6 protein-coding genes are annotated in these 10660 nt (G+C 58.8%); 4 read left to right on the plus strand and 2 right to left on the minus strand.

Annotated features, from left to right (window positions below; all coding sequences use genetic code 11):
• Positions 1 to 74 precede the first annotated feature (74 nt).
• Positions 75 to 2657, plus strand: coding sequence for a glycoside hydrolase family 3 N-terminal domain-containing protein (locus VL547_RS18095; RefSeq protein WP_325580494.1), 2583 nt, complete (start codon positions 75 to 77; stop codon positions 2655 to 2657).
• Here VL547_RS18095 and VL547_RS18100 read toward each other — a convergent pair whose 3' ends face one another.
• Positions 2658 to 3824, minus strand: a complete 1167-nt coding sequence (locus VL547_RS18100) for a glucuronyl hydrolase (protein ID WP_325580496.1) — start codon at positions 3822 to 3824, stop codon at positions 2658 to 2660. It lies immediately after the preceding gene.
• Between the two features lie 83 nt (positions 3825 to 3907).
• Positions 3908 to 4780: an AraC family transcriptional regulator gene (locus VL547_RS18105; RefSeq protein WP_325580498.1), complete on the minus strand. Its 873-nt coding sequence runs from the start codon at positions 4778 to 4780 to the stop codon at positions 3908 to 3910.
• Positions 4781 to 4909: 129 nt separating this feature from the next.
• On the opposite strand from VL547_RS18105, the gene VL547_RS18110 reads away from it, so the two are divergent.
• The 3 genes from VL547_RS18110 to VL547_RS18120 all read left to right on the plus strand — a co-directional run.
• Positions 4910 to 5740: a phytanoyl-CoA dioxygenase family protein gene (locus VL547_RS18110; RefSeq protein ID WP_325580500.1), complete on the plus strand. Its 831-nt coding sequence runs from the start codon at positions 4910 to 4912 to the stop codon at positions 5738 to 5740.
• A gap of 88 nt (positions 5741 to 5828) precedes the next feature.
• Positions 5829 to 9065 (plus strand): TonB-dependent receptor, encoded by a 3237-nt coding sequence (locus tag VL547_RS18115; RefSeq protein WP_325580502.1) that lies wholly within the window; start codon positions 5829 to 5831, stop codon positions 9063 to 9065.
• Between the two features lie 23 nt (positions 9066 to 9088).
• Positions 9089 to 10660 (plus strand): RagB/SusD family nutrient uptake outer membrane protein (locus tag VL547_RS18120; RefSeq protein ID WP_325580504.1); only part of this gene is annotated, 1572 nt, incomplete at its 3' end.

Consider the following 10660-nt stretch of genomic DNA (forward strand, 5'->3'; position numbering starts at 1 on the left):
CAAAATTGCGCATACGATTGAACAGCGCTATTCCCCGCAGCGGCGCTATATTCACGCCACAAACGACGTTCGTCATGTCAAAAATCCTCGTGTTGCCGTTCTTATTCCTCGCTACCGTCGCCTTTGCCCAACAGCTGTACCGGGACCCCGCCCAACCGACGACGGCGCGCGTGGAAGACCTGCTGAAACGCATGAGCCTGGAGGAGAAGATCGCGCAGTTGAGGCACATCCATACCGAAGACTATGACGCGGGCGGCCAGCCGGATATGCAAAAGCTCGGTTCGTTTTTAAAGGGCAACAGCTATGGGTGCATCGAAGGCTTCGGTCTCACGTCGGAGCAGTACCTCCGGACGATGTACCTGGTGCAGCAATACATACGGCAGCACACGCGGTGGGGCATCCCCGTTATCCCCGTGCTGGAGGGGCTGCACGGGACGGTGCAGGACGGTTGCACGATTTACCCCCAGTCCATCGCGCTGGCGAGCACCTTCCGGCCGGAGCTGGCCGAAGCCATGGCCGGGCACATCGCGGAGGAAATGAAAGCCATCGGCGGCAAACAGGTTTTCGCCCCCGACCTGGACCTCGCGCGGGAGCTCCGGTGGGGCCGGGTGGAAGAAACCTACGGCGAAGACCCATACCTGGTCGGGGAAATGGGAACGGCCTACGTAAAAGGATTGAGGAAGAACGACCTGATCTGTACGCCCAAGCACTTTATCGCGCACGGCACGCCGGTCGGCGGCATCAACCTCTCGGCGGTCGATGGCGGTCTTAAGCAACTGTATTCCCTCTACCTGCAGCCCTTCGAACGGGTCATCCGCGAGGCGGACCCGCTGTCCGTCATGAATTGTTACAGCTCCTATGACGGCGAGCCCATTGCCGGGTCCTCGTTTTTCCTCACCGACCTCCTGAGAAAGCAGCTGGGTTTTAAAGGGTTCGTGTATTCGGACTGGGGCTCGGTATCCATGCTCTATTATTTTCACCACACGGCGGCCGGTCCCCCCGATGCCGCGTTGCAGGCACTCACCGCGGGTGTCGACGTGGAAGCGGCGAGCTCGACGTATGAAAACCTGGACTCCCTGGTAAAGACCGGGAAGCTGGACGTCCGGTATATCGACCGTGCGGTCCGGAACGTATTGTATGCGAAATTCAAATCGGGTCTTTTTGACGAGGCGTTGCCGGACACCGCCTCATACCGGCAACACATCCACACGCCTTCCTCCGTGGCGCTGGCCCGCACGATAGCGGATGAGGGCATCGTGTTGTTGAAAAACGAGGCCCATACGTTGCCCCTGGATTTGACGGCGCTTCAGTCCCTGGCGGTGATCGGCCCCAACGCGGACGAGCTGGAAGTGGGCGACTATACCTGGAGCACCGGCAATGAAGACGGCATAACGCCCCTCGAAGGCATCCGGCAGCTTGCCGGCAGCCACGTAGCCATCCGTTATGCCAGGGGCTGCGGACTCACGGGCATGGATACCTCCGGATTCCAGGAGGCCATAGCCGCTGCGCAAAACAGTTCCGCCGCGGTGGTGTTTGTAGGCTCCCGCAGCGCGTCGCTGGCAAAAAAGAGCAAGAGCCCCACCAGCGGCGAGGGGTACGACCTGGATGACCTCGGTCTCCCAGGCGCACAGGAAGCCCTGGTGGAGGCCATCCAGCGGACCGGCAAGCCCGTGATCCTCGTGCTGGTGACCGGCAGGCCGTTCGTGCTCGCCTGGGAAAAACAACACTTACCCGCCATCGTGGTACAATGGTATGGCGGCGAGCGGGAAGGAGACGCCATCGCCGCGATGCTGTTCGGTCGGACGAACCCGTCAGGCAAGCTCCCCATCTCTTTTCCACAAAGTACCGGCAACACACCCGTCTATTACAACTATCTCCCCTCGGAAAAGGGCTTCTACCGGTCTCCCGGGACAGAGGACCACCCAGGGAGGGACTACGTGTTTGCCAGGCCAGGGGCGCTTTGGTCTTTTGGTTATGGGCTCAGCTATACGCAATTTTCCTTTAGCGGGCTGTCGTTGTCGTCCCGGAAGGTGCTGCCTTCCGACACGGTTTTTGTACGGGTCCGCGTAAAAAACACGGGCGACCGGGACGGCGCCGAAGTCGTCCAGGTATACGTGCGTGACATGGTCAGCTCGGTGGAGACCCCGGTGCAGGCGCTGAAGGCGTTCAGAAAGGTATTCCTAAAAGCGGGGGACTCGGCTGAAGTGGCGCTGGCGCTGCCCATCAACCGGCTTTACTTGTACAACAAGGATTTGAAGCGGGTCGTGGAGCCGGGGGAATTTGAGGTACAGGTGGGAGCGGCGTCAAACGATATCCGGGCGCGTTCCCGGATAACCGTGTATGCGTCGGCGCGGGAGCGTGATGCCGCTGCCGCGCCCGTTGTACAGGCGATGCCCCCGGCGGCGGCCGCTCATTCCGGTAACGAGGAGGCGGTGCAGGTCACCGGGATCGTGCGGGACGTGCAAGCCGGGGTCCTGGGGGGGGTGACCGTCCGGTCGGCTTCGGGAAGCGTCGTGACCGATGCGGGCGGACACTATTCCATCCAGGCAAAGCCTTCGGACACGCTCGTATTTTCCAAAAAGGGGTTTGTGAGCCGGGAGGTCCGGGTCGGCAGGAATACGGTGCTGAATGTGAGCCTGATGCCGGGGGAGCAATGACTATAGCGCGCGATAGCGCAACATGGCCTCCACGAAATAATAATCCGCGTACGTCAGCGGCACGTCTATCTCCGCCTTAACCGGCAGGTTCCCCACGCTGTGCATCAATAAATAGCCGCCGTTCGTTCCCGCGGGCGCGCGGTAGGCGGGAGAGGACAAGGTGCGCAGCGCGGTTTCGGCGGCCTTTATATATTTCCAGCCGGGAAGGGGGGGCGCATAGCCGGCGAGCTCGATGAGCGCCGACGCCATCACGGCTGCGGCCGAGGCGTCGCGGTAGGTATCCGGGATGCGGGGATCGTTGTAGTCCCAGTAAGGCACCCTGTCCGCGGGTATGTGCGCCAGTATGAAGTCCGCGATGTGGATGGCTTGTGACAGATAGCGCCGGTCATGGGTCCACCGGTACATCATCGTATAGCCGTACAGGCCCCATGCCTGGCCACGGGCCCACGACGAGCTGTCGCTGTATCCCTGGGCGGTTTTGCGATCGATTACGGCCCCGGTGGCGGTATCGTACTCCACGACGTGATAGCAGCTGTAGTCCGGGCGATAGTGTTGGCGCATCGTCGTGCTGGCGTGTGTGACGGCGATGTGTAAAAAGGACGTGTCGCCGCTATGATGCGACGCCCAGCAGAGCAGCTCGAGGTTCATCATGTTGTCGATGATGACGGGATAGCGCCAGGGCGCGAAGTCCCAGGAACGGATACAGCCGGTGATGGGGCTGAAACGGGTGCCGAGCGATCGGGCGCTGTTCATCAATATATCGGCATAGGCCGTCGAACCCGTCATGCGATAGGCTTCGCCGAAAGGACAAAACATCATAAAGCCCAGGTCGTGGGTCGATCGGTCATACTGCTCGTTCTCCAGGAGGCGCATCCTGCGGAGGGCTTCGCGATACAGCGCCGTATCGTGGTTTGCGCTGTAAAGCCGGAGCATGGTGGCCGGCGCGAAACCGCTGGTCCACCAACCGGGGCCGCTGGTCGTCCAGGCCCCGGTCTTAGGGTCGAAGGTTCGGGGAAACACGTCCCCTGGCGTATGGGCGGCAAGGTAACGGTACTGGGTATCCGCCAGCCGGAGGTTGGTGTCGATGGTGCGCAGCAGGCTGGGGTCCGGGTGGAACTGGGCCGTGGCGGCCATGGGAATGAGCAAGACAATCAACAGGTGCTTCATAACGTCAAAGGTATCCCTTCGTCCCATCCCACCCGGCGGGATCTACGACAACGTTGTAGTGCGCGCTGAAGGCGGCCGGCGCTTTACCGATGGGCTTTCGCGTACGTCTCCCGGTAAGTCTTGGGGCTGCACGCAAAGTGTGACTTGAATTGACGGTTGAAGTGGGAAAGGTTGTTGAAACCGCAATTGTAAGCTATATCCGAAATACCACGCTCCGTCTCGAGGAGCAGCTTGCTCGCCTTATTGAGCCGCATGTTGTTCAGGAAAGTGAAGTATGTTTTCTTGGTGCGCTCCTGGAAGAAGCGGCAAAAGCTGGTGCGTGTCATGTGTACGAGGCCCGCGATGTCCTCTAGCCGGATATCCTTTTCAAAATTCTGATAGGTGAACTGGAAAACGGTATCCAGCCGTTCAGTGTCGAGGGCATTGTGACCGATGATGCCGGGGTCGGAGATGGCTGCGCACTCCTCGCTGGCCGCGAGCTGGTCCAGGATCTCCAACAGGCAGATAAAACGTTTCATGCCGCTTGATTCCAGCAGTCTTTCCATCTTCCGGCAAATCTCCTTTTTTGTCTGGCCAAGGATGTCGAGACCGCATTTCGACAGCTCGAACAAGGCGCGAAAGCCCTTTGCCTGGGGCAGTCCGAGCAGGTCCACGCCAAGAGAGGCTTCCGAAAAATGGATGATCACCGACCGGGCCCTTTGCCTGGGGTTGTTCTCATAATACGACGGGGGGTTCTTATATAAATGGGGAAGGTTGGGCCCCAGGAAGCTCAGGTCGCCGGTGTTGAAGTCCGACACAGAATTGCCGATAAACCTTTTCCCCTGGCTGGCCGTCACCCATACCAGCTCGTATTCGGGGTGATAATGCCAGGGTGTCCCGAAATAGGGCAGGTTAAAAGCCTGCGCGAAAAAAGACTCTTCCCTTTCGGGCGCCAAGTGCTCCAGTACAGGTTTCATAGTGTAAAATTTACAGGTTTTGGCGGATATCTCTCAAAAGTGGATAACATAGTACCAGATTACGAAAATTTACGGTTAATGGGAACCGTCATTTCGAAATAGTTTGCAGCGTAAGGAAAAGCAACCCACATGAATTCACCCTTGACTGCCAAGCAAATTACTGACTATCAACGTGACGGATATGTCATTGTCCCCGCCCTGTTTTCAAGAGAAGAAATCGACAAATTATTTGAGGTGGCCCGGTCTGACGCTGCCATCAGTGACAACTCCTACGACGTAAGGGACGAGAGCGGCAAACGGTCTAAGCTCGCGCTGTGGTTTACCCCGGGCGACGACATCTATGGCCTGCTCACCCGCAGCGAACGGATGGTGGGCGCGGTGGACGCGCTGCTGGGCGGTTCGGCCCCGGTATGCCATTTCCATTCCAAGCTGATGCAAAAAGAGCCCTTTGTGGGCGGCGCCTGGGAATGGCACCAGGACTACGGGTATTGGTATAAAAATGAGTTCCTGTTTCCCGACCAGATGGCTTCCGTCATGGTCGCCATTACGGAAGCTACCCGTGAAAACGGCTGTCTGCAGGTGATCCGCGGCTCCCACAAAATGGGGCGGGTCGAGCACGGCAAGACGGGCGAGCAGGTCGGCGCCTCCATACGGTATGTATCGCTGGCGCTGGACGTCATGGACCTCGTGTATGTGGAGCTCAAGCCCGGGGACGCCCTTTTCTTCCACAGCAACCTGTTGCACCGCTCCGACGCCAATGTATCCCCCGTGTCGCGCTGGTCGCTTATCTCCTGCTATAACCGCCAATCCAACAAACCTTTCAACGAGGCGTCCTCTTCCTGTATCACGCCCCTGGAAGTCGTGCCGGACGGATCGCTGCTGGCGGCGTCCGCCGCGGGGATGGCGAAAGGGGCGGACTTCCTGACGAAGGAAGGCGACGTAACCCTCAGGGAGGAATAAGCGTTGCTTTTTTTACAAGTGTACGATTGACGCTTAACAAACGCCATATGATAGCCATCCATTACCTCAACCAAAAACGTTGCTGCTTATGAATAAGAAATTATGCATCCTGGCCGCGCTCCTTTGCGCCGCCTTTCTGACGGTCATTCCACGGGCAGGGGCGCAGACGACGAAAACCGTTCACGGTCACGTCGTGGACGGCACGAGCAACCAACCGCTGGCCGGCGCCTCCATCCATCTGAAAGGCGCGACAAAAGGGACGACCACGGACGAGAACGGCGACTTCACCCTGGCCATCCCGGCCACCGGCAACCCGGTACTCGTCTTCTCCGGGGCCGGGTATCCGGAAAAAGAGATCCCGGTAGGTCGAAACGAGATGTTCAGCGTCAAGCTGGAGCACAATGCCGGCGACCTGAACGAGGTCATCGTGACGGCGTACACCACCGAAAAGAAAAAGGACCTGACGGGGTCGGTGGCCGTCGTCAACGTAGGAGACATGACCAAGCAGCCCAACGGCCTGGTGACAAACCTCCTGCAGGGACAGGCGGCGGGTCTCACGGTCATCGGCTCGGGCCAGCCCGGCGAAGACCCGCAAATCCGGATACGCGGGATCAATACGTTCGGGAACAACATCCCGCTATATGTCGTGGATGGGGTGCCCACACAGAACATCTCCGACGTCAACCCCCTGGACATCGCTTCGGTACAGGTCCTCAAAGACGCCGGGGCCGCCGCGATCTATGGTTCCCGCGCCTCCAACGGCGTCATTATCCTGACCACGAAAGCCGGTCACGGCAAGCTGACGGTGCACTACGACGGCTATTTCGGAGAACAGGTTCCAAAGGGCGGCAACCCCTGGCACCTGCTGGATCCCCAGGACCAGGCAAACTATGAATGGCAGGCCAAGGAAAACATCAATCCCGGCGTAGTCCCGAGCGACCCGCTCTTCGGTTCGGGTCCAACGCCGGTGCTGCCGGATTATATCGCGCCGCTGGGCGCCAAGGCCGGCGACCCTTCCACGAACCCGGCCCTGTACTATGTCGATCCGAATTATACGAACCCCGCGGAGCTGAACAGTTTCTACCGGATCACAAAAGCCAACAAAACGGGCCAGGACTGGTTCCATTCGATTTTCAGGACAGCGCCCATCACCAGTCACAACCTTTCGGTGAGCGGCGGTGAAGACCGGGTAAGCTACCTTTTCTCGCTCAACTATTTCGACCAGGACGGCGCGCTGATCGACACCTACCTGAAACGCTACACGGTCAGGTCCAACGTCCGCTTCGACGTATCCAAGCACATCCGCATCGGGGAAGACATGGCCTATTCGATCACGCAGGACCCCACCAAGGTCAACGTCATCAACCAGTACGCCGGCGGGAGCCCCATATTCGAAGCGATGGTCATGCCGACGATCATCCCCGTGTACGACATAAAAGGCAACTATGCGGGCACGTATGGTACGCCCAATTACACCGATCCTAACCCGGTGGCGGCCATGGACCGTTCCAGGACCAATACCGAAATGAACAACCGCCTTTTCGGGAGCGTTTATGCAAACGTATCTTTCCTGAAATATTTCGCCCTTCAAACAACATTCGGTGGCGAGGACGCCACCAGCCGTTCGGCCAGCTTCACGTACCCGACCTATGAAAACGCACAGAACCAGTCGACCAACGCCTATTCCCAGTATTCGGACGCCACCAACGATTGGACGTGGACGAATACGCTGACCTTCAACGGTACCTTTGCAAAAGACCATACGATCAAGCTGCTGTTGGGTACCGAGGCCTACCAGTACCGGTACGAGAACATGTCGGCGTCGCGGCAGGGATATTTCTCGTTCGACCCGAACTATACGACGTTGTCTAGTGGCACCGGCACCCAAACGGTGGCCGGCGGCCGCAGCAAGCAGTCGCTGAGCTCTTATTTCGGGCGGCTCGACTATAGCTTCCGTGACAAATACCTTATCAGCGGGACCATCCGCGAGGATGGCTCGTCGGTTTTCATCAATGGCGGTTACAGCTGGTTCCCTTCGGTGAGCGCCGCGTGGCGGATTTCCCAGGAGAAGTTCCTGCAACAGGTTTCCTGGCTGACAGACCTGAAGATACGGGGAAGCTGGGGTATCCTGGGGAACCAGCTCAATGTCAACCCGGACAACGCTTATACGACTTACCTGTCGAACAACGCCAGCTCCTACTACGACATCGATAACACCAACAGCTCGATCCTGCCCGGGCTCATGGCGGGCCAGATCGGAAACCCCGTCGCCACCTGGGAAAAGGACATCAATTCCAACATCGGTTTTGACGCAACGTTCCTCAAGGGCAAGCTGGACGTAACCGCGGACTGGTATAAGAAGGTGATCTCCGGGTTGCTGTACAACCCGCCGTTGCTCGGCACACAGGGCGCCGGTACCGCCCCTTACGTGAATGTCGCGCGGATGAACAATACGGGCCTGGACGTCTCGATCTCGGGCAGGACGAGCATCACAAAGGACTGGCGGCTGAGCGGATCGCTCAACGTCACCACCTATCACAACGTGATCGAAAAGGTATCCAACAACGCCAATTACTTCGTCACGGCCGACAAACGCCAGTTCGGGGATTATTTTATCCGCAACCAGGTCGGGCATTCGGTCGGCTCTTTCTATGGATATAAAATCACCGGTTTCTGGAACGACTCGACCTCGATCGTGGCGGCCAACGCCGCGGCGGCAAAGGCAACCAACAACCCGGCGCAGAACTACCAGGCGGGCGCCCGGCCTGGCTACTTCCGGTACGCGGATGAGAACGGCGACGGCGTTATCACCCCAGACGACCGCACCATTATCGGCGACCCGAACCCCAAGTTCACCTACGGGCTGAACCTGGACATCCATTATAAGAACCTGGACCTTGCGCTGTTCTTCTATGGCGTTCACGGCAACCAGATATGGAACGACGCGCTGGCCTACACCGACCTGAGCGGTCTGAGCTATAACGCCCTGTACAACCATTGGACGCCCGCGAACCACAACGCGAAGGCCCCGTTGCCCGGCACCTATACCTCGTACGCGGGGGATGCCAACTCTTATTTCCTGGAAAACGGCGCGTATCTAAAGCTCAAGAACATCCAACTGGGATATACCATTCCGCAGAACCGGCTGAAGCCCATGGGCATTCAAAGCCTGCGCGTCTATGTACAAGCGGCCAACCTGTTCACGATCACCAAGTATACGGGGCTGGACCCTGAAGTCAGCGGCAGCGTAACCGACTTCGGCGTGGATGAGGCTATCTATCCGAACATGAAGCAATTCCTGCTCGGCGTAAACCTCGCGTTTTAATGCAAACGTCAAAACAAAAAACGATGCAAAACATATATCGCCTGTGGATGGGGGCTACTGTCGCCGTGATGGCCGTGTGCCTTTCGTCCTGCAAAAAAAGCTTTCTCAATTATACCCCCCAGGGCCAGCTCAGCGAAACGGTGGTGGCGGATTCGGCCGGGGTGGCCCAGCTCCTGATCGGCGCGTATGCCGACCTGTACGCCAACTATGACCCGGGCGCGCCATGGAACTCCTCCCCGGACAACTGGCTGTACGGTAGCGGTAACGCCATCGACGCGCACGGCGCCTCGTTCTCCGTGACCGCGACGAACTCGTCCTTCGACGACAAATGGCACGCCGACTATGATGGCGTCACGCGTTGTAACAACACGCTGAAGGCGGTCGCCCTGGCCAGGGACATGAGCCCTTCCGCGGTCGCGAACACCATCGCCCAGGCGCGCTTCCTGCGGGGATATTACTACTTCGACCTGAAAAAGATGTTCAATATGGTCCCCTGGATCGACGAAACGACGACCGACTTCAATCAGCCCAACGATAAGGATATCTGGCCGATGATCGAGCTGGACTTCCTGTGTGGGGTGGACAGCCTTCCGCCCACGCAGCCCGACGCCGGCCGCGCCAACAGCTGGGCGGCAAAAGCCTTCCTGGCGAAGGCTTACCTCTACGAGCACAAGTATACCCAGGCCAAGACGCTGTTCGACGATATCATCCCCAACGGGACAACCCCGGGGGGGATCAGGTACGGCCTGAGCGAACAGTTCGAGTGGAATTTCCTGCCGGAAAAAGAAGCCACTAGCCCCGAGGCCGTTTTCTCCATCAATATGGCGGCCAACGTGGGGAACGGCAATATCTCCAGCGCCAACCAGGGCGATATGCTCTGCTTCCCGATCAACAGCCCCTTCGGCTGTTGCGGCAACTTCGACCCCACGCTGGACCTCGGCAATTCGTACCGTACCGACTATAACGGCCTCCCCTACCTGGATACCTACAACCAGCATCCGCTGGCGACCGACCTGACTCTTTTGTCAAACCAACCCTTTACACCCGATACGGGCTATCTCGACCCCCGGATCGACTGGACAATCGGCCGTCGCGGTCTGCCCTTCAAGGACTGGGGGATCGAGCCGGGCGCGAACTGGGACCTCAACCGGACCGTGGTAGGGCCCTATCACGATTTGAAGGATATTTATATGCAGGCCACAGCAAACGCTTACCACGACGGCGAGTCCTGGGCTCCGGGATCGGCGATCAACTACCACGTCATAGGTTTTAACGACGTCCTGCTGATGGCGGCGGAATGCGAGGCCCAGGTCGGCAGCCTGGACCAGGCCGAGGCCTATGTGAACATGATCCGGAACAGGGCGGCGAACCCGGCGGGCTTCGTTTTTACCTACGCCGACAACAGCAACCCGCTGGCGGGTTTCACCACGACGCCGGCCGCGAACTACCATATCGGGCCGTATCCACCGGGCGCTTTTACCAGCCAGGCGTACGCGCTGAAGGCGATATATTTCGAGCGCAAACTGGAGCTCGCTATGGAGGGACACCGTATCTTCGACCTGGTGCGCTGGGGTATCTTCAGCCAGGAACAGCAA

Source organism: Dinghuibacter sp., assembly GCF_035492835.1.
GTDB lineage: Bacteria > Bacteroidota > Bacteroidia > Chitinophagales > Chitinophagaceae > Dinghuibacter.